Here is an 18,463-nt window from a genome sequence, read left to right on the forward strand (position 1 = left end):
CACTTAGGGGAACTGGACACAATTAAATGTCGGCATTGCCAATCAAGAAGCTGTGATACAAGTTTTCACTGGCAGGTTTTGCGGGCGATGTGGGAGCTATGGGATTATTTTTGCGCATTTCATTGCAGATTTTTGGATATCGTGAAACTGTACGTTCCGAAAATCTGCGGATTGCCTAATATTCCTAGGCTGTATGTGTGTGTTGGCTTTCAATGGCATGTGTTCGAAGCCGGACTTGGTAAAGCCGTCTTGCGAACGGACTGCATCTGAATCTGGAGTTATTGCTGTGTCGGTTGAATCTGATCCGTTGTCGAGCCAAAACCTCGAGTTTGTTGAAGGGTTGTACGCCAAATATCTCGAACAGCCAGGGAGCGTCTCAGCTGAGTGGAGACAGTACTTCGACAACTTCGAGACGAAGGGACCGCAGGGAACGACTGATTGGACAGGGGGAGTCCCATTTCCTGCTTACAGTATTTTCAATCCCCCAAGTTTGACGGTCAGTGAAACTCCTCAGCTTGCAATTCCGAATCGTGTACCCGAACAGCCACAAAATGCTGCGCTGCAAGAGCGTTTGGAACAGGTGATTCGAAATTATCGAGTCCGTGGACACATCTTGGCGGAAATTGATCCACTTGGGAAGCAACGCCCCAGTCCCCCAGAACTCGATTCCGCATATTGCGGATTTGAAGAGGCAGACCTCGATCGCAAGCTTCCGAATGCTTGGGTTGGGGGTGAAGAAACCACAACCGTTCGCGAAGTGATCGACTGGTTGAAGAAGACCTATTGCCGGTCAATCGGCGCTCAGTTTATGCATATTGACAGCTTGCAGGTTCGTCTGTGGCTGGCACAGCGCATGGAAGAGACCGCAAACCGCATTCGCCTTGAGCGAGATGAGCAACTTCGTATTCTCAAACGACTTGCGGATTCGGTTGTCTTCGAGGAATTCCTTGCACGCAAGTTCCCCGGAGCAAAGAGCTTTTCACTCGAAGGGGCGGAAAGTCTGATCCCGCTTCTTGATATGGCAATCGAGAAGCTTGGAAACGAGGGGACCAAGGAAGTCATCATCGGGATGGCACATCGTGGTCGCCTGAACGTTCTTGCGAACATTATGGGGAAAAATCCGCGAGCGATTTTTCGAGAATTTGACGAAACCGATAGCCAGCACATATTGGGCGGTGGTGACGTCAAATACCACTTGGGATACAGCTGGGATTGGAGCACTTCCAAGGGGAACACTGTTCACCTCTCGTTGTGCTTTAACCCATCCCATCTTGAGTATGTGAACACAGTTGCAATGGGCCGCGTTCGCGCAAAGATGGACCGGTTCAAAGATTACCGCCGCGAACACGGTGCGTGTCTGCTCATTCACGGGGACGCAGCGTTTGCTGGAGAAGGAATCGTTCAGGAAACGCTGAACCTCAGCGAACTGGAAGGGTACTCCGTCGGTGGAACGATCCACGTGATCGTGAACAACCAGATTGGTTTTACGACCTCTCCGGAAGAGTCCCGCTCAACGCAGTACGCGACCGACATTGCCAAGTTGCTGCAAATTCCAATTTTCCATGTGAATGGAGAAGATCCGGAAGCTGTCGCGCAGGTGCTGCATCTGGCGCTCGATTTCCGAAAGCGATTCCAGCGTGACGCGGTGATCGACATGTACTGCTACCGCCGCCGTGGACACAACGAAGGGGATGAGCCAGCGTTCACACAGCCTGTCATGTACAACGAAATTCGCAAACGCGCGAACGTGTACTCAGGATACCTTGAACGTCTGGAAACTCTGCATGAAGTGACCCGCGAGGAAGCTGAAAATCTGGTCGAAGAGCGTCGCCAGAAACTGGAAAACGAGCTGACAGAAGCTCGTCGCGATGATTACATCCGCTGCCTTGAGCAGTGGGGTGGAGTCTGGTCGGGGTACCAGGGTGGTCCTGCAACTGAGGCCGATCACCCGGAATCAGGCTTGCCGATTGAGAAAGTGTCGGACCTTCTCCGGTCACTCACAAAGGTTCCGGAAGGGTTCACGCCGCATCCGAAGATTGTGAGATTGCTCGAACTTCGACAGGCCATGGCCGACGGGAAAGAGCCTTTGGATTGGGGTGCTGCCGAGGCGATTGCCTTTGGAAGCGTTGTGAACCAGGGGCGACCACTCCGATTCAGCGGGCAGGATGTTCGACGCGGAACATTCAGTCATCGACACGCCTTCCTGTACGACGCCAGCACCGGCGAGCCGTTCAACACCATGTTGAACGTGGCGACAGATCCAAGTCTTGTCCGAATCTTCAACAGCCCGCTTTCCGAGGCTGGTGTCCTTGGATTCGAATACGGTTACAGCCTCGATTGCCCTGAAGGCCTCGTGATCTGGGAAGCCCAGTTCGGAGACTTCTTCAACGTGGCGCAGCCGATCATGGATCAGTTCATCGCCAGTGCAGAAGACAAGTGGAATCGCCTGAGCGGACTGATCATGATGTTGCCTCACGGATTCGAAGGGCAGGGACCAGAGCACTCCAGTGCTCGACTCGAACGGTTCCTCCTCTCGGCTGCTGAAGACAACATGCAGATTTGTCAGCCGACCACTCCAGCTCAGATGTTCCATCTGTTGCGTCGGCAGTTGCTTCGCAAGTGGAAGAAGCCGCTTGTGATTCTGACACCGAAGAGTCTGCTGCGGTCCAAGGACTGTGTCTCCAGCCTGGAAGAGCTTGCAGGCGGAGAATTCCAGCGATTCATCCCTGACAACACTTTCGAGTCGTTCGAAGGGGTCAAGCAGGTGATCGTCTGTAGTGGAAAGATTTACTACGACCTGATCGAGCGTCGTCGTGAAGGAAATTACAAGGGAGTGATGATCATCCGGATCGAAGAACTCTATCCGTTCCCATCAGCCACCCTGAAGAAATTCTTCGCTGACCTCGACAGCAAGACTCCATTCATGTGGGTTCAGGATGAGCCATCCAATATGGGTGCTTGGCCGTATATCCGTGCCCGCTTCGGCGATCGCTTCCTGAAGCGGTTCCATATCGAGCGGTTCAGTCGAGATCGATCTGCAAGTCCTGCGACTGGATCGAACAAGGCGCATCGACGCGAACAGGAACGTCTTCTGGAAGAGGTGTTCAGCCAGTGTGAAAAGGGAGTTGAAGTCACTGTCTGAACAAGGATCGTGACCAACACCGTAGAATGATGAAGAGCGGCACAATCTGTTGTGCCGCTCTTTTTTTGATCGCGATGATTGTTCGCGTGACTCCGGATCCGGAAAGCACACGGGTCTCGCGGGGAACGTCAATCCAACCACTGCTGTTGCAGCGACCCAAAGTGGTCTCCGCTGATCATGATCGCTGTCGGTACTCAGATCTATTTGGAGTGCTGAAATACGAGATCGCCGATGCTGATGGCAATCTTCTCTGTATTCACTCCGACCCGGTTGACGAGGACGATGACGGTGACTTGATCATCGGGATACTTCAGGAACGTCGTTGAGAATCCCGTGCTGTGCATGCCACTGTGAGTAACGATCCGTTTCTCTTGGACGTCTGCGATAACCCAGCCAAAGCCGTATCTGGACTGTGTTCCGTCATTGAGTGTTCCGCGGGTCCACATTCTTTCCAGTGATTCAGGTTTCAAAATCGTTCCCGAGTCGAGCCCCTGATTCCATTTTACAAGATCGACGACGTTGGACATGAGTCCTCCGCCCCCGTAGCCCAGAACCGATTCCGCATAGAACGGGCCGTTCTGGAATTGTTCTTCAGTCCACTCATAGCCGGCTGCACGCTGCGAAATCAGTTTCGATAAACTGAGTACGCATGTGTCGTCCATCTTCAATGGAGCAAAAACACGTTCCTGAAGAAATTCGCTATACGTCTTAGTCGTGAGTTTTCGGATCAACATCGCAAGCAAATGGTAGTTCGTGTTGCTGTACTCATACCTCTCGCCGGGCTGAAAGTTCAGCGAACGCTTGGCGGCGGCTTGATAGACTTCTTCGTCAGTCACCTCGAGTCGCAGGCTCTGAGTGGGGTCGTTAATGTAGTCTTTCAAGCCTGAAGTATGCTGCAGGAGATGAATGATTTTGATTTCCCGCCAACTCTCTGGCGTGTCTGCGAAATGCTCGCTGATAAGCTGATCGGGAGAGAGTTTTCCTTCCTCGATCAACATCATGATCGCAGTCGCGGTGAATGACTTTGTGACAGATTGCAGCTGATAAACGGTTTCGACTGTGGCTGGGACGTTGAGTTCAAGGTTCGCCATCCCCTGCGCCCCGCGAAATATCGTCGCACCATTTTGCACGACCGCGACCGATACGCTCGGTAGATGATCTTCTTCGCACTTCGACTTCAGGAGTGATTCAATTTTTTCTGTGAGGTTGAGTTCCGGTTCTGGCCGGTCCTCAGCAAAGGTGAAGGTCGCAAAGCATACGTGAAGGAACAAAATCGCAATAAACTGGAAATAAAGAAACCGCTGCAGTTGAATCACTGGGTTCACTTTCGTTTCAGGGTTATAACGGAGTGGCTTCTCGACCGTGGCCGGAGCGAAGGTTCCCTGAACGATTAGAATGGCACAATCGTGGATCAAAATCCAATCATGAGTTCGGTGCCTAAGAATCCTGAACCGGTAGGCGAAGAATTCGTGTATGCCCCGTCCAGCGTTTATCCGCGGGTGCGACTGGAAGAATTCATTTCACTGTTTCTGATAACGGCGATCGCTGACTTTTCGTTATGGCAAATGAACGGCTATGCCGGCGTCGCTATTGGCATTTTTCTAGCGTCATTAGTGATCGTGTTCGGAACGTTTCGCAAGAGATTAGGTGAGTTCAGACGGTCAGCTTTGATTCTTGTGATGGCCGTCTTCATTGCGATGAGATTGCTGTGGTGCGGACACCTGTTAGCGGTTGTTTGCGGCCTCACACTTCTTGCTGCACTTTCGCTGAGTATGGCAGGAGTCGGAGTATCAGCTGGAAACCTCTGGTATTACCTGTTCACCCTGATTCCATCAGGGACTCGTGCGACGCTGGAGTATGAGAAAAATGTTCGAGTCTCAGTGGGGAAATTGGTTCGTGTCCCGAGAATGGCTGTCGTCCTGCAGTGGGTGCTTCCCCTGTTCGCAGCAATCCTCTTTGGGGTCATCTTTGTGATGGCAAATCCGGATATCGTGAATTGGTTGAGCGAAAATCTGCGTCAACTTGTTGAACGCGTCAATCGCTGGCTCAGTGAAATTATTGATACTCCAATGAGACTGGCTTTCTGGATTGCCATGTTCTGGATTGCAGCGGCAATGTTGCGACCCTGGGTATCGAGCCGCTTTCTGATTCCCGCACCGATCGATCCGACCGTTGGGAATGAAACAATGCGTACGGCCTTTTATCCTGCATATCGAAACACGTTCATGACGTTGATCGCACTGTTTGCAGGCTACCTTTGTTTTGAATTCTGGACGATGTGGACACGCACCTTCCCTGAAGGGTTTTACTATGCGGGATACGCACACGAGGGTGCCTTCTGGCTGACGGTAGCGTTAGGAGTAGCGACGCTGACCTTTTCTGCGATCTTTCAGGGACCAACATTTCAGGATCCAAGATTACCATACTTGCGTCGGCTTGGGATGATCTGGTGGGGGCTCAACTTGTTGCTGGTGGTCGCTGTCGTGAATCGAATGTTTATTTACATCGACTTCAATGGCATGACCCGAATGCGTGTCTTCGGGCTGCTGGGGATTGCTGCCGTGGCTGCAGGGCTGATTCTCGTCGCAGTGAAAATCTGGAAGCGTTACAGTTTTGGATGGCTTGTGAGAAATCAACTTCTGGCGTTGCTGTTTGCGATTTATTCGTATGCTGTTCTGCCGGTGGATGCGTTTGTGATGAACTACGATGTTCGGCAGGTACTTGCAGGAAATCCCAAGCCAAGTGTGCAGATCGCCCACCACTTAACCTCCGTGGAAGGAAAGTTGATGCTCTTTCCGCTCCTGAAATGCGACAATCAGGTGATTCGGGATGGCATTCGGGTGTTATTGGCTCAGACTCGATTGGAGCTTTCTAGCGAGTCTAATGAGACGTTGCGAGATTTTCAGATTGCCGAACGGAGATTTCGCGAGGTCGCTCAGCAGTATGCTGATGAACTCGATTCGGCAGATATGTCAGGTTCGAAATGGTCCGATTTTGCACGCTATTCATTTCAGTGGTACTAGGAATTCACGATCACTCAGTTCGAGGCGAACATGGTCAGCATTTCGGATCAGGAGCTCCAACAACGCCTGTTTCAGCATGTTGACTATTTGGCAGGTGTCATCGGATCCAGGCATTTGAAGAAGGCGGGGAGTATTCCTGCAACCCGGGGGCTGATCGAAAAAATCCTCGAAGAAGCTGGCTGTCGATTCGAACATGAAGAGTACGAAGCGAGTGGCCACAAAGTCGCGAACATCATCGTAGAACGCTTGGGGACAACTCGACCAGAGCAAGTGCTGATTGTCGGTGCGCATTACGACACGGTTCCGACAACCCCCGGTGCTGACGACAATGCGTCTGCTGTCGCGGTTCTACTTGAACTCACAAAAGAACTTGTCGGAAACGACTTTGATCGGACAGTGCGGTTCGTCTTTTTTCCTTGTGAAGAACCGCCTCACTACGATTTAGGTGAGATGGGGAGTCAGCTGAATGCAAAACGGTGTCGCATTCAGGATGAAAAGATCGTAGGAATGCTTTGTCTGGAAATGCTTGGCTATTACACCGATGAACCCAACAGCCAGCGACTCCCTCCGGGAATACCAAAATGGTTGGAATGGGCCTTCCCTAAAAAAGGCAATTTTCTCGCTTCAGTTTCCAATCTGGAATCGATGTGGTTACTCATGAAGTTTCGGCTTGGTTTCAAACGGGCCTGCCGGTTTCCGTTGTTTTCGATTCCGCTTCCTGAAAAAATCTCGGACATTCGGCGATCGGATCATGCGAGTTACTGGGACCAGCAATTCCCGGCCATCATGTTGACCGACACCAGTTATTTAAGAAACGCCAACTATCATCGGGAAACTGACACTCCCGAGACACTTGATTACCCGAGAATGGTGCAGGTCACTCGGGGAATTAGCGGAGCAATCCGGTTTCTGGCGGGCGAGCGAAAGCAGCGTGCGGGTAAGTCCGAAAACGTCGAGCCGCCTCTGTGAAACTCTCTTTTGATGACGATGAGTTGAGGCGAAACGGGCTCTCAATATTGGGGCATTTAACAGTGTGAGGGATTGGCTGTGTCATTTCGATTGGACGACTCGACTGTGCATGCTTCCAAAGAGGAGCTCTACGCCTCTGTGCATGTTGCGTTAGAAGGATTGGTCGACGGCGAGTCCGATTGGATCTCGAATTCAGCTAATTGCTCTGCGTTGATTTTCCAGATGCTGCCGCAACTAAACTGGGCCGGATTTTATTTTCTCAAAGGGGACGAACTCGTCTTAGGGCCGTTTCAGGGGAAGCCTGCCTGTGTGCGTATTGCGGTCGGACGAGGAGTTTGCGGAACCGCGGTTCTTCGCCGCGAAACGATCCTGGTCCCGGATGTTCACGCATTTCCGGGGCACATTGCGTGCGATTCCGCATCCCGCTCGGAAATTGTTGTCCCGCTTCTTCTCAACGGGGAATGCGTCGGAGTGCTGGATCTCGACAGTCCAGTTCTCAATCGATTCGATGACGTTGATGCCGATGGGCTGGCGGAGATCGTTCGAATCTTTCTGGCGAGTTCAGATTTGAACTGCATCTGAATCTGTGGGAATGTCGCGTTGTGAGAAACCCTGCGGTTCGTCACCATACGTAATCCAGATCAGTTCCATTCGCGATTCATTGGAAAGGAATTCAATGTTCCCTTATCACGGCAGCACAGCACTCATTACCGGAGCCTCATCTGGAATTGGGGCAGCGTTCGCGCACGCCTTGGCTGCTCGTGGAACCGCATTGATTTTGGTCGCTCGATCTGGCGACATCCTTGAAGAACTCGCCCAGCAGCTTTCTGACAAACATGGTGTTCGGATTGACGTGATCGTTGCCGATCTCAGCAGCCCGAACGCATCGACTGACCTCGCTCAGGCCGTTGCTCAGAAGGGGCTTCAAGTAGACCTGCTCGTGAATAACGCCGGAATCATGACACACGGCCCCTTTGAAGAGATTGATCCGAATCAGGATCAGGCTGAAATCATGGTGAATGTTGTTTCTCTGGTTGGGCTGTCGCATGCGTTTCTCCCTGGAATGCTGCAACGGAAGAAAGGAGGAGTGATCAACATCGCTTCCGTTGCTGGATTCCAGCCGATTCCTTTCTTATCGGTTTATGCTGCGACTAAGGCATTCGTGATTAATTTCTCTGTTGCCCTTTGGGAAGAATGTCGCGGTCGGAATGTCGTTGTGATGGGAATGTGCCCCGGGACAACGTCGACACAACTTTTCGATCGGGCTTCTGCGCCAGAAGCAGCACTGGGACCTGCAAGAAGTCCGGAGCAGGTGGTCGCGACGGCACTCAATGGGCTCGATAAAAAACGCAGCCTGATCGTCGATGGAGTCAAGAATTCGTTACTGACACACGGCCCGCGTCTGATTCCTCGCTGGTTTGCAGCGAAATGTGCAGGGCAGGCTGTGCGACCTAGACGACTGAAGTGACTTACTCGACGCCGCCTTAATCGCAGATGGTCTTGAAAGCTCAATCCGTTGTTGAGTTTTCCTGCGACTCGGATTCCACGTCTACGAAAACATCCATCTGCTGACCTACGTAAACGGTGTGCGCAGCGGGGTCATCCTGAATTTCATAGATGACCTGCAGGACTCGCGTATCCACTCGTTCCCTGTTGTCTCCCGTGAGCGATCGTTTGGGGATGACATACGGTTCGACCCGCACAAAGGCGAGTTGGAATCGATGATTGTTTTCTCCACGAACAATGGCAGTTGCCGGGTATTTGGGATTAAAGCGAGGGATGTCGTGTTCATCGATATCGACCCGGATGTATTTCTTGCTCGTGTCACCGAGAACCATGATGCCATTCCCGGTAGTCGATGTGATGTATTCGCCCGGTCGCACATTGACCTGCAGGACTTCCAATAGTTTGGATTCCTTCCCTTGAACCGAGATCCGTGGGGCGGTCGTTGTACTCCGTTTTAATTCTGTGTCGAGTTGATCAACTTCACTCTGGGCACTGCGAATCTTGGCCTGCGCGACCGCTTTTTCTGCGTCCCATGCGCCAGCGAGTACTTTCTTCTCTTCGGCAATTCGGTATTCCAACGCAGCCTGAGCGTTGGCAAGTTTGGTTTGGCTGCTGACTACCTGTTCCTCTGTTGATGCTCCAGATGCACGTAATTTGCGGAAGCGTTCTGCCTGATCGTACATTTCAGCGACAAATGCTTCCGCTTGTTTTCGTTGAGCGACGACAGGAGGGATTTCTTCCGGTCTTGGCATCAGATTCAATCGATTCAATTCAGATTCGGCAGCGATCAGAGCAGCCTTCTTGACCGCGATGTCTGCTTCAATCTGCCGCGGGTCGAGTTCGAAGAGAGGTGTCTCCGGTGCGACCTGTTGACCAACACGAACAAACACCCGATGAACAACTCCTGTCAGATTTGAACCGATGAGGATGTTCTCGGAGCAAGGTTCGACGATCCCCGCTCCGGCGACGACTTCACCACTGGATGATGCGGGTGGAGGATTTGGGGGTGTTCCTTGTTGAATGGGTACCTGTCGGGACAACACATGCTTTGCCGCAAACGCGATCATCAGGACGGCAATGACGGGGAGAATATAACTACGCATGAGTCACCGATTCAGAATCCGGGTTCGATTTGTTGGATTGGGGTGATTGCGAAACAATCTTTTCGATTCTGCCATCGGTCATGGAAACGATTCTGTCTCCGAAGTCATAAACTCGGTTGTCGTGGGTGACGACGATGACCGCTCGATCGGGGTGGACTGTGGTCTTGCGAAGAAGTTCCATCACATTTCGGCCAGACCGGGCGTCCAGCGCAGCGGTCGGTTCATCACAGACCAGCAAGCGGGGCTCGTTGATGAGCGCACGAGCGATCGCAACTCGTTGTTGCTGTCCCCCGGAAAGTTGGTTGGAATAGCTCTCGGTTCGTTCGCCGAGTCCGACGGCATCCAGCAATTCACGTGCTTTCGACACCGCCTTCAGTCTGTTCACACCACGGATGATCAGTGGGACAGCGACATTTTCTGAAGCGGTCAGGGAAGGGAGCAGATTGTACTGTTGAAAAACGAAACCAATGTTTTCTGCTCGAAATTTCACTAATCGGTTCCCACGAAGTTCCTTCCTTGAACGTCCAAGTAACGTCACCTCACCGTCTGTCGGATCAAGAAGTCCCGCCATGATGGAAATGAGCGTGGTTTTGCCGCATCCGCTGGGACCGACCAGCAACGTCAAACATCCATATTCGATCTCGAGATCGATCCCCGCAAGCGCGCGAGCCCGAGCCTCCCCAGTGCCGAATTCCTTGGTGACGCCTTGGCAGATCACGGCGTATTCCTGAGGCGACGCGAGAGACTCTTTGATCGAGGGGCGGTTTTGGCCTGACGTCGGAAGATCGCTCATTTGAACACCATCGCTGGTTCCAGAAAGAGCACCTTTCGCATACTGAGCAGGGCAGAGATGGACACGATCAGAGCGACCGCTCCTCCACTGAGTGCGATGACCTGCCACGGGACATACATCCCTCGTAAGTCGGCCTGGCCGGACAATTCCATGATTTCGAAAAACGAGGATGCGAGCCCAATTCCGATGCCGAACCCCATCAACCCAACGACTGCTGCCTGAAAGAAAATCATGCCGACCAGATGGAGATTGTCGACTCCCATCGCTTTGAGGCTGCCGAACTGCTTCAGGTTTTCAATTGTAAACAGGTAGAACGTCTGCCCCGCGATGGCAGCACCAACGACGAAGCCTAGAGTGACCGTGATTCCAAAGTTCACGGGGATTCCGGTGTTGGTCAGATAGTAATTCACGTTGTACCAGAAGAACTCGTCCCAGGTCATGGATTTCAGGCCAGTTCGCTGAGTGATCTTGTCGGAGAGTTGGTCCAGTTTCACTCCGGGTCTGGCTTTCGCGAGTATGAATGACAACGAGTTCCGTTCAGGCGGAATGAACAACGTCGCTTGGCTGTATCTCGTGTAAATGACCGGAAAGGTCTGAAACGGGGGCGTGACGTCACAGATGCCGACTACGATGGCGCGGCGGTCGTTCATATCGAGAGTTCTTCCCGTTTCCAGTGGTTGTCCGGGGAATAACAAACGATAGCCCGCTTGATCGACAATGACGCCGTCTGGCCGTCGCAACGCCTGAATGTCACCCATGATCATTTTGCGGGGAGCACCCACCAGTGAGGTGTCGTCTACCCCAACAAGAATGGATTGCCGGAAATTCCCGTCTGTTGTCCGGCAGCGAACCAGCCCCTTGTAGAGTCGCACGGCCCATTCCACTCCGGGAACTCCGCGGACTTGATGAAGTCGCGTTTCCGGCATCGGACGGATCTCATCGATATTCTGCTGTGCTTGATCCATGACCCAGAGATCGGCTTCGGTGACATCGATGATCTGGCTGGAGGTTCTTCGCATGAGTCCAACGAAGATGGACGATTGCTGTGCAATCAGCAGAGAACCGAACGCGACTCCGAAAACGATCCCGAGATACTTCGTCGGATCTCCAGTCAACATTTTCCAAGCGAGCCAGTTCATCTGAGTGACTCCGTAGTTCGAGCCACGTAGCCTCTGATTCCAGCAATACTGAATTGAAAGATGTGCTTAACCAGCAAGTCGAGATTGAGAAGTTCGTTGTAGTCGTCAGTGCCAATCAAAATTCGAGATATCACTTGGTGATAGCGGTAGTGCAGGCATTGAGAAACAATGCTGAATGTCATCAGATGGATATCTCGCTGCGGGGTTTGATCCGGAAGCAGTTCCCGGACAACTTCGACCGCTTGAGAAAAGATTGCTCGGATGTAGTTCTCGACAAGTTCGACACAGGCATTCGATGGAGTGATCATCTCCTGCATCATCAACTTGAGATGCCACTCCGGACGATTTTTGTCGAGCATAAGCGTAATGAAGTGTCGCAGAATGCCCTGCATTTTGTCTTCGGGTGGTGTTCCTGAAGGCCACTCAAAATGAGGTGGAGAACCACTCTCGCATGCTGCGAGTTGCAGTGTCGCGACATACAGCCGCTCCTTATCCCCGAAGTGGTAATTCACAGCTGCGATGTTCGCGCCGGCTCTCGCACAGATGTCGCGAATCGTCGCTGATTCGAAGCCGCGCTCGGCAAAAGTCACTCCAGCGGAGTTCAAGAGGCGTAGTCGCGTGTCATCCACAGCGGACTCCCCAGCCGGCTGATTAAAACAAACGTTTGTTTTAATTGGTTCTATATAAAGTGGGTGTCGAGTGTCAACTCGAATCACTTAAGTCGAGTCGCTGCCCATGTGGAAAATGCCGGGTGAGAGGGGGTATTCCAGAAAATATGAGTACCGGAACCGACGAGGCAGAGGAGAAATTGATCACTCATACGACGGCATTCGCGGCGAATCTCCGTGTATCACGGGGAATTGCTTGACCTGCGGTCACTTCAATTTGGAGTCACTGAGATTGGAAGAGAGCATTACCAGCGGAACAGACCCGTTCCCCAAGTGAGGCCGCCACCGAAACCGCACATCAGAATCGTGTCACCACGGTGAATCTTCCCTGCCTGTGACGCTTCGTCCAGAACGAGAGGGATGGACGCCCCTGACGTGTTCCCGTACTTATGCAGGTTATTGAAAAGCTTCTCGGGAGGAATTCCAAGTTGCTCAGCAGCGGCGTTAATGATGCGGATGTTGGCTTGATGGAGTACGAACAGAGATACGTCCTGAACCGTCGTTCCGCTCTTCTCAAGCACCAGTTCAATGGTATCTGTCAGCATGCGGACAGCCCATTTGAAGACGTTTCGACCGTCCATTCGCAGGAAGTGTGCTCCAGAGGCGAGATCTTCCGGGCGGATTGGATTCTTGGTTCCACCTGCCGGACGATCAAGTAACGGGCCACCGCTTCCATCAGAACCAAGCTGATAGCAGATCAGCCCCTGTTCTGCAGAACCACGAGTAATCAACACGGCTCCGGCGCCGTCTCCGAAAAGTGGAAACGTCTTTTGGTCAGCTGGGTTCACAATACGGCTGTTGACATCAGCACCAATTGCCAATGCGTATTTTGCGTTTCCGGTGGCGACATACTGGGCTGCAGTCACCATGGCATACATGAACCCGGCACATGCGGCCGCCGTATCAAACGCAGGGCAGTCCAACCCCAGTCGATCCTGAACCAAGCATGCAGTGGAAGGGCAGTTGTAGTCTGGAGAGAATGTGCCGACGACAAGCAAATCGACTTGTTGCGGGTCGATTTTCGCGGCTTGAATTGCTCGTCGAGCAGCTTCGACGCAGAGATCGCTTGTTGCAATTTCAGGGGGTGCGTGTCGTCTTTCGAGAATCCCTGTTCGCTGCACAATCCATTCTGCATCGCACCCGTACTGCTGATTCAGCATTTCGTTGGTGACGATTTGCTCAGGGAGATAGGAGCCAACGCCAGCAATCTGGATGCCAAGCAATGAACTGGTACGCCGCGTAAACAAGGTGCGATTGGTCCCTGGGTCAGTCGATGTTGCCAAGTTGCGATCTGCAATTGTCGCCACGCCAAAAATCCCCCGGTTGGCGAACGATCGAAATGAAAATGGTGCCTGACCCACAAGCCCAGTCTTCAGGATATCGCGTCCCGGATTGAAGAGCTAGTCTGGAATAAAGCGACCGGCGATGCTGGAATCGCATTTGCCTCGCGTGACTTGGAGGTGATGTTTGCTGCGAATTCCCAGAACCTTGAAAATGCTAACTATTTCAACAGTCGAGCCGCAACTCCCGCGGACTGTCCTTTTTACAAGGAAATCAATCAGTGGAGGTTGCGGCTGCGAACCGAGGCATCGCCCCCGGCAATCAGATCCGATCGGTGTTGATGCGTTCTCAGGCGGAGTCCTGCTTTGATCCCGTCTGCTCAGAGACGGTGTCCCTCCGGAAGGGGACTTTCAAAGCGAGGATCGGCGGAACTGCGGATCAACTAGCGTCGAATTGATTGTTCGAACTTTGAGTCATTTGTTGCTGATTTTGTTGATGAGGCCGCTGGGACTTTTGCAGATGCATCCGATCCGCCAGTGATAGGTGCAGACGGGGTGCCGCCCCAATTGCCGGTGTGCCAGATCGGATAGTTCTCAACGACGCTGTTCCCCAAATCCTGAAGCAACAAGCGGAGCCTCGCAGAGTTCAGATTTTGATTCTCGACGGTACGCTGCAACACGAATCGGCGATTTGCTGGGATGTAAGCAAAGAACTTGCCGTCGCCAAGCTGATCGTTCTGAGCCAGCAGGCGGAGCAGGGCTGTCCGTGGGACATCGTTGGAGGCTTGTGGCAGCTCATCCAGCCATGCCATCAACCAGACTGAACTTTCGTCATGGCTGAGAACAGCCGACATCGAGAGTTCCCATTGCTGTTCCTGAACATCAGCCTGAAACGCAAAGTCGTATCGCTTTTGCTTCTTGGTTGGCTGAAGTCCCAGTGCGCCGATCAACTGGCCGAGCTGATCTTCATTGAGGCGTGCTGCAGCTGCATCCTGTGCCATGACGGTTGAGTTTGCGAGAGCAACTGGTGCAGCTCCGGCAAGTGCGCTCAAAATCATTGTCCGGCGATTCAAGAGTTCCATAGCTGACACTCCATTGTCAATCATTGCTTGGTGGCAGGTCGCTCGTCGCGATCCAGTACTTCGATCTCTCGAAGCGACTCGCGACCTGTCGTTGTGATTTCGAATTACAGGAATTCGAAGCAGATCTGCGACCACGTCTCAAACTGATCGCTCGATTTGGCAAGCTGTGCCGGTGATTCGAATCCTGAACCTATGATCGTCGTTTCGCGGGGAAGAACTTTGGGCTCTTCTAAGTCAAATATGTGAACTATTCCTAAATGGACCTTGCCGACTTCATTGAGGTCGTCGTTGATCAGTGCGACGCATTTTTCTGTAAACGCCGATGCTAAAAAGACTTCCTCTTCAATTTCTCGCCGCATCGCCTCTCTGTAAACCGAAGTTCCGGAAAACTGGTCTTCCGCTGAAATGTGGCCGCCAATTCCGATAGATCTTTTACTGTTTAGCCGAGCTTCCCCACCTTTGTTTCTTGTGTAGGAGAAAATTTTTCCATCGTGTCGGAAAATGCAGTAAGGAATCAGCTGTTTGAAGCTGGGGTCCTGCTCAACTTCATTGCGAGGGCGATAGCTGACGTGCTCGGGATTGAAGAGGTTGTTCAGGTATCGGTCAATGTCTGTGCTGAAACCCTGGAAATACCCCAGTTCATGGAATAATGAAGTCGGGACGCATAAAACATGTTCGACGGTCGTTTCGTCAGCGCTCATGAAGTTTCTCTTGTGGTGATAGAGGATTCGGATGTGGTAGTGAGCTTCTGGTGACTGGGGAACCTTATTCTTTTCCCAATAGGGTCCGGACGCTTTTCCCAATGTCAGCAGATCGCATGAGTGATTCCCCGACGAGGATTCCATGCACGCGTGATGATTGAAGCATTTCCACATCGGACCGCGTGTGAATACCGCTCTCACCGATTACGAGTACCTCTGCCGGGATCGCTTCTCGAAGACGGACTGTGTGTTGGAGGTCCGTCACAAATGAACGAAGGTCGCGGTTGTTGACACCAATTAACGGTGGCTGAAGGCGAAGAACTCGCTGGACGTTTTCTGGGTCGTAAACTTCGATCAGAGCCTGCATGCCGAGTTCGAGAGCGAGTCGGTAAAGCGACTCCATTTGTTGGTCGTCGAGGCATTCTGCGATCAGCAAAATTGCATCCGCACCGCTCGCACGGGCTTCCCAGACCTGGTACGGATCAATGATGAAGTCCTTTCGAAGTACGGGGATCCCAACGTTCTTCCGGATTGCTTCGAGGTAGCTCAGGTGTCCCTGAAAAAAGTGCTCCTCGGTAAGGATGCTGATACAGGCTGCGCCATTTTCTTCGTAGGTTCTGGCGATCTCGACCGGATTGAAGTCTTCCCGGATCAAGCCAGCGGAAGGGGAGGCCTTTTTGACTTCAGCGATCATCCCCATTGGGTGATGTTTCAGCAGTGAACCGGTGAAATCGCGGGGGGCCGGGGCGGTCGCGAGAGCCTCCTGGACTTCATGCAAGGGCCGGGCTGCAATTGCAGTGGCAACGTCCTTTTGCTTCTGAGCAATAATTTTATCGAGAACAGTGCTCACTTCGGTGTCGTTTCTGATTGCGGTGTCTGGCGAATGAAGCCGGAAGGAGTTGTCTAGTGATGCCAGGTTTTAGAACCGATTTTAGTTGGCTTCTCTGCCGATGTGGAGCAATGGAGGCAGTGCAATCAGAATTGTCCTAGGGATCAAACAAAACAAGCCGCACATCTCTGTGCGGCTTGCCTGAAATCAATGACCGATTAGTGGTCGTGATCGTGGTTGCAGTCTGGGCCGTGATCATGGTCATGATCGTGGGCTTCAGCTTCAGCAGGTGCTGCAACGCGGCAGATTGAGCGGTTCAACGCTTCAACGTCGGACTCAACTGGAGCTGGCATCGGTTCATCGATGAACTCAGCGTTGTCGAGAATTACGTCAACAGCCTTGCGCTCACGGATCTGAGCGAACAGGTTGTCGAGCATGCCGGATTTTGCCATGCGTGCACGGACGCGACGTGGGTTTTCCCCACGCTGCATGGCCATCAGGCCGATTTCTGCATTGAGGTCAGCTTCTGTGACTTCAATCTTCTCTTCTTCAGCCAAGCGATCGAGCACGAAGTGCTCTTTCAGGTTGCGGCGTGTCATTGTGAGTGAACGCTGGCGGAGATCGTTTTCGCGAGCGAGGATTTCCTTCGAAGTGAAACCAGCTTGCTGCATTTCGAGGATTTCACGTCGCAGTGCGTTGTCGACCTGCTTGCTGACGAGTTCTTCAGGAAGATCCCAGTTTGCGGATTCGGTGATCTGCTCTGTGACCTGAGTACGGCAAGCTTGACGCTGTTCGTACTTGACCTGTCGCTCGAGCATTCCCTTGACCTGAGCCTTCAGGCTGTCGAGAGAATCTGCTCCGAGACGCTCGAGGAAATCTTGATCGAGTTCTGGTGTTTCGAGGTGCTTGACGTCGAGAACGGTGAAGACAGCATGAACCTTTTCTCCTCGCATTTCGATGGCAGATGCTTCCATCGAAACGGTGAGGTCAGTTTCACGGGTGTCGCCAGCTTTTGCTCCAGTCAGCAATGCGTCGAAGCCGGTGAGTTCAGCATCCTGGAATCGCAATGTCTTGCGGACTCGCAGCGAAACTTCGTCGATCTTTGTCAGCACTTCGCCGTTGTGGGAAACGGTGACACTGACAGTGACGTAGTCGCCAGCTTTTGCGGCTTCTTCGACAGGGACGAGCTTGCCGTACTGCTGCAGGAAGCGGTCCAGATAAGCATTGACATCGTCGTCCTGAATTTCACGTGAAGGACGCTTGAGCTTGAGGCCCTTGTATTTTGGCATCTCAAATTCTGGACGAACTTCAACGTCGAATTCGAACTCGAAATCGCCCTCTTCCGGGATTTCGATGCTTTCGAGGTCGAGGCTTGGCTCAACGATTGGCTCGATGTTTGACTCTTCCCCGAGTTGTTCGAGGCTAGTCATCAGAACTCGCTGCTTGACCTGATCAGCAAGTTCGGTTTTGAAACGGCGTTTGATGAGCTGAGCAGGGACGTGTCCAACGCGGAAACCTGGGACTTCAGCGCGGTGCGTGTAGTCTTCCAGAATTGTCTCGTAGACTTCGTCGATTGAGTTCCGAGGAACCTTGATACGAACGTGACGCTTGCATGGACCGGTCTTTTCGATGTCGACGGTCAAATCGAGACGGTTCTCTGCAACAGCTGTGGAAGCGTTTTCTGCCTGGTCTGCTGCTTCTTCATTCGCCATTTCTGAATCCCCACTAAAAAAATTCGGCCAGCGACCAATTTGGCGATCGCTGGCCGGCTCATGTGTCTCAGGCGTAATCCAACTTCTATCGTTGCTTACTCATAACAACGTGTAAAGAGCGGGTGAAGGGACTCGAACCCTCGGCCTCCACGATGGCAACGTGGCGCTCTGCCAATTGAGCTACACCCGCTTGTCTGCTACCACCCCTGTCACGGGGAGGAGCGGAGAGTTTAGGAATCAGATTCGCTCTCAGTCAAGCCTATCGGCCCCTTCTGTTCATGAATTGCAAATTTGCAGCGCTCCCGACAGATGCGTGCACACGGGATATCCTCATATCCCCGTCAATTTGTGCGAGACGGGCCACACCTCAGGGCGTTTACCAGCAGGTTGACCGTCGTTTCTCAGTTATTGCTGAAAAGGTTTCCGAGATGGCGACATATGCGCAATGAAATGTAATGGACGCTCATTTCTCTATCAGATTTGCCAATTGCCTCCCGTGGAACCGGGTGGTACTCT

At 52.4% G+C, this 18,463-nt stretch carries 15 protein-coding genes and 1 tRNA gene; 5 read left to right on the top strand and 11 right to left on the bottom strand.

Annotation, left to right across the window (positions count from 1 at the left end; all coding sequences use genetic code 11):
- Positions 1 to 307 precede the first annotated feature (307 nt).
- Positions 308 to 3,142 carry a 2-oxoglutarate dehydrogenase E1 component gene (locus SH668x_RS07210; protein WP_437188520.1) on the top strand — a complete coding sequence of 945 codons (2,835 nt, stop codon included), beginning with the start codon at positions 308 to 310 and terminating at the stop codon, positions 3,140 to 3,142.
- Between the two features lie 200 nt (positions 3,143 to 3,342).
- Here the strand turns inward: SH668x_RS07210 and SH668x_RS07215 are convergent, their stop codons facing one another.
- Complete coding sequence (locus SH668x_RS07215; RefSeq protein ID WP_437188022.1) at positions 3,343 to 4,557, bottom strand: serine hydrolase domain-containing protein; 1,215 nt, start codon at positions 4,555 to 4,557, stop codon at positions 3,343 to 3,345.
- A 9-nt stretch (positions 4,558 to 4,566) separates the two neighbouring features.
- Here SH668x_RS07215 and SH668x_RS07220 point away from each other — a divergent pair, with 9 nt between their 5' ends.
- The 4 genes from SH668x_RS07220 (at position 4,567) to SH668x_RS07235 (ending at position 8,602) form a co-directional block, all read left to right on the top strand.
- Positions 4,567 to 6,165: a DUF4153 domain-containing protein gene (locus SH668x_RS07220; protein ID WP_437188023.1), complete on the top strand. Its 1,599-nt coding sequence runs from the start codon at positions 4,567 to 4,569 to the stop codon at positions 6,163 to 6,165.
- Positions 6,166 to 6,195: 30 nt separating this feature from the next.
- Positions 6,196 to 7,134, top strand: coding sequence for a M20/M25/M40 family metallo-hydrolase (locus SH668x_RS07225; protein WP_437188024.1), 939 nt, complete (start codon positions 6,196 to 6,198; stop codon positions 7,132 to 7,134).
- 78 nt (positions 7,135 to 7,212) lie between these two features.
- Entirely contained in the window at positions 7,213 to 7,716 is a 504-nt protein-coding gene (locus SH668x_RS07230) for a GAF domain-containing protein (RefSeq protein WP_437188025.1), read from the top strand.
- A 94-nt stretch (positions 7,717 to 7,810) separates the two neighbouring features.
- On the top strand, positions 7,811 to 8,602 hold the full coding sequence (locus SH668x_RS07235; RefSeq protein WP_437188026.1) for an SDR family NAD(P)-dependent oxidoreductase: 792 nt from the start codon (positions 7,811 to 7,813) through the stop codon (positions 8,600 to 8,602).
- Positions 8,603 to 8,642: 40 nt separating this feature from the next.
- On the opposite strand, the gene SH668x_RS07240 is transcribed toward SH668x_RS07235, so the two are convergent.
- From SH668x_RS07240 to SH668x_RS07285, 10 genes are all read right to left on the bottom strand, one after another.
- Positions 8,643 to 9,743 carry an HlyD family secretion protein gene (locus SH668x_RS07240; protein WP_437188027.1) on the bottom strand — a complete coding sequence of 367 codons (1,101 nt, stop codon included), beginning with the start codon at positions 9,741 to 9,743 and terminating at the stop codon, positions 8,643 to 8,645.
- Positions 9,736 to 10,536 carry an ABC transporter ATP-binding protein gene (locus SH668x_RS07245; protein ID WP_437188028.1) on the bottom strand — a complete coding sequence of 267 codons (801 nt, stop codon included), beginning with the start codon at positions 10,534 to 10,536 and terminating at the stop codon, positions 9,736 to 9,738. The genes SH668x_RS07240 and SH668x_RS07245 overlap by 8 nt, the downstream gene beginning before the upstream one ends.
- Entirely contained in the window at positions 10,533 to 11,675 is a 1,143-nt protein-coding gene (locus SH668x_RS07250; protein ID WP_437188029.1) for an ABC transporter permease, read from the bottom strand. Before SH668x_RS07250 ends, SH668x_RS07245 begins: the two co-directional genes overlap by 4 nt.
- The gene (locus SH668x_RS07255; protein ID WP_437188030.1) at positions 11,672 to 12,304 is read right to left on the bottom strand and encodes a CerR family C-terminal domain-containing protein; all 633 of its coding nucleotides are present in this window, start codon (positions 12,302 to 12,304) and stop codon (positions 11,672 to 11,674) included. The genes SH668x_RS07250 and SH668x_RS07255 overlap by 4 nt, the downstream gene beginning before the upstream one ends.
- Before the next feature lie 284 nt (positions 12,305 to 12,588).
- Complete coding sequence (locus SH668x_RS07260; RefSeq protein ID WP_437188031.1) at positions 12,589 to 13,650, bottom strand: beta-ketoacyl-ACP synthase III; 1,062 nt, start codon at positions 13,648 to 13,650, stop codon at positions 12,589 to 12,591.
- Positions 13,651 to 14,066: 416 nt separating this feature from the next.
- Positions 14,067 to 14,705, bottom strand: coding sequence for a type III secretion system chaperone (locus SH668x_RS07265; RefSeq protein WP_437188032.1), 639 nt, complete (start codon positions 14,703 to 14,705; stop codon positions 14,067 to 14,069).
- Positions 14,706 to 14,809: 104 nt separating this feature from the next.
- Positions 14,810 to 15,406, bottom strand: a complete 597-nt coding sequence (locus SH668x_RS07270) for a phosphoesterase (RefSeq protein ID WP_437188033.1) — start codon at positions 15,404 to 15,406, stop codon at positions 14,810 to 14,812.
- Between the two features lie 64 nt (positions 15,407 to 15,470).
- On the bottom strand, positions 15,471 to 16,256 hold the full coding sequence (gene trpC / locus SH668x_RS07275; RefSeq protein WP_437188034.1) for an indole-3-glycerol phosphate synthase TrpC: 786 nt from the start codon (positions 16,254 to 16,256) through the stop codon (positions 15,471 to 15,473).
- Between the two features lie 197 nt (positions 16,257 to 16,453).
- The gene (gene tig, locus SH668x_RS07280) at positions 16,454 to 17,947 is read right to left on the bottom strand and encodes a trigger factor (RefSeq protein ID WP_437188035.1); all 1,494 of its coding nucleotides are present in this window, start codon (positions 17,945 to 17,947) and stop codon (positions 16,454 to 16,456) included.
- A 117-nt stretch (positions 17,948 to 18,064) separates the two neighbouring features.
- Positions 18,065 to 18,137, bottom strand: a tRNA-Gly gene (locus tag SH668x_RS07285).
- Positions 18,138 to 18,463: the final 326 nt, after the last annotated feature.

Origin of the sequence: Planctomicrobium mucosum (assembly GCF_051466335.1) — a bacterium.
Lineage (GTDB): Bacteria > Planctomycetota > Planctomycetia > Planctomycetales > Planctomycetaceae > Planctomicrobium.

Bases quoted from the DNA above. Each gene is read 5' to 3' on its own strand.
- SH668x_RS07220 (WP_437188023.1), top strand. From the start codon at position 4,567: ATGAGTTCGGTGCCTAAGAATCCTGAACCGGTAGGCGAAGAATTCGTG.
- SH668x_RS07225 (WP_437188024.1), top strand. From the start codon at position 6,196: ATGGTCAGCATTTCGGATCAGGAGCTCCAACAACGCCTGTTTCAGCAT.
- SH668x_RS07235 (WP_437188026.1), top strand. From the start codon at position 7,811: ATGTTCCCTTATCACGGCAGCACAGCACTCATTACCGGAGCCTCATCT.
- SH668x_RS07240 (WP_437188027.1), bottom strand. From the start codon at position 9,743: ATGCGTAGTTATATTCTCCCCGTCATTGCCGTCCTGATGATCGCGTTT.
- SH668x_RS07245 (WP_437188028.1), bottom strand. From the start codon at position 10,536: ATGAGCGATCTTCCGACGTCAGGCCAAAACCGCCCCTCGATCAAAGAG.
- SH668x_RS07250 (WP_437188029.1), bottom strand. From the start codon at position 11,675: ATGAACTGGCTCGCTTGGAAAATGTTGACTGGAGATCCGACGAAGTAT.
- SH668x_RS07265 (WP_437188032.1), bottom strand. From the start codon at position 14,705: ATGGAACTCTTGAATCGCCGGACAATGATTTTGAGCGCACTTGCCGGA.
- SH668x_RS07270 (WP_437188033.1), bottom strand. From the start codon at position 15,406: ATGAGCGCTGACGAAACGACCGTCGAACATGTTTTATGCGTCCCGACT.
- tig (WP_437188035.1), bottom strand. From the start codon at position 17,947: ATGGCGAATGAAGAAGCAGCAGACCAGGCAGAAAACGCTTCCACAGCT.